The organism is Priestia flexa NBRC 15715, from assembly GCF_001591565.1.
Lineage (GTDB): Bacteria > Bacillota > Bacilli > Bacillales > Bacillaceae_H > Priestia > Priestia flexa.
This window is the reverse complement of sequence record NZ_BCVD01000226.1, coordinates 1-1,496: the sequence shown is the minus strand read 5'-3', so window position 1 is coordinate 1,496 and position 1,496 is coordinate 1. Positions and strand designations below refer to the sequence as shown.

Genomic DNA, 1,496 nt, shown 5'->3' with positions numbered 1-1,496 from the left:
GAAAAAACCTGAACTCTCAACCGTTCAGGTTTATCATTGGCTGAATTACTTATGTCCCACCCTCTTTTAGTATTCATCTAAATAGCCATAAGATTCTTTAAATAAGATGACTGTGGTTGTTTAAGGTTTGAAGCTTCCACTTTTGGTCCTCATAGATAAAGGTTGTGATGCTCGTGTTTTGCAGGGCCGTTTTTCCTGTGCCGTGCTCTCCGTTTGTTACGTAGTGGATAAAGGTATTGATGATGGCTCCGTGGCTGACAACGACTACCTTTCTCCCTTTTGATTCTTTCATAATTTCTGTTAGTCGTTTTAAGAGTCGATCTTGAATGACTTCTAGTGATTCCATATTGTATAAAGCTTCGCTTCCCCAGTTCGTATCATAATTGGGCACTAAGTCTCTTAATGAAGCAACCGGCTTTCCTTCCAGCTGACCAAAAGAGCGCTCTCTCAGCCTTTCGCATGTTTCAATGTCATTAATGCCCGATGCAGCTGCAATTGCTGCAGCCGTATCGTATGCTCGCGTTAAATCGCTTGAATATAATTTTTCAATTCCTTCATTCTTCAAAAATTGTGCAACTTGCTGAGCTTGCTTCATACCTTGCTCATCAAGTCCTATATTGCGCTGCCCTTGAATAAGGCTCTTTTTATTCCATTCAGTTTGTCCGTGACGAATTAAGTACAGCATACTCTCACTCCCTTTTTAACTTTATTATAAATAAAGTTTGAGGGACATTCAGATAAAAAGTTTACGTCAATCAGGATTACATGATGCTTTTCCATAGCGAAGTACATCAAAGATAGCTTGGCCGTCACTTGAAGCATTCTCTGAAAACCTAACAGGTAATAAAGAAAACACCGTATAGTAAACTGAAAAATAAACAAACTGATAAAAAAATAGGTTTGCCGTAAAAAAACTAGATTCAATCAAACTATTCACAATAAAGATAGATGCTAAATTAGCCAACGCTCCCCCCGCATATACGCATGCATGAGAAAAACGATTATCGTATCGTAATTTTTCATAAACGCAAACAGAATCTAAAAAATAAATGGATTTTAATTTAATCTTCTTCCATTGAAAGATCGTTCTTCCTTTTCCAATTGTAAAGTTTACCTCTCCTCCAAATAATAGAGCCATAAACGAATGTCCTAACTGATGAATAAGAGATACAATTGGGACAATGAGTAAAAACGAAAACAAAAATTTAGGGATATCATCCATTCCAAACACGGTTCCATCTCCTTTATCATACGAATTGTTACCACTACTATTCCACTGTGTATCTCTTTAAAACCTAAGATTTCTCCATTTTTATTCATTCAATTAAACCAAAAGAGAGTGGGACATAACAAAACAAGTTTTCAAAAAGACGAACAATCCCTTTTCTCACCTCTTTACGTTATCTGAATACGTTCGTTCCATTGCGCTACAGCCACTCGCTTTCCGCGGGGAGGAACGTGAGCTTCCTCGCTGGGCTGCGGGATCTCAGGTTTCC

The 1,496-nt window shown here is 38.0% G+C and carries 2 protein-coding genes; both read right to left on the bottom strand.

Annotated features, from left to right (window positions below):
- Positions 1-97: 97 nt before the first annotated feature.
- Positions 98-685 (bottom strand): histidine phosphatase family protein, encoded by a 588-nt coding sequence (locus tag BFL01S_RS19530; RefSeq protein WP_025910405.1) that lies wholly within the window; start codon positions 683-685, stop codon positions 98-100.
- 66 nt (positions 686-751) lie between these two features.
- On the bottom strand, positions 752-1,231 hold the full coding sequence (locus BFL01S_RS19525; RefSeq protein WP_025910404.1) for a hypothetical protein: 480 nt from the start codon (positions 1,229-1,231) through the stop codon (positions 752-754).
- Between the last annotated feature and the right edge of the window lie 265 nt (positions 1,232-1,496).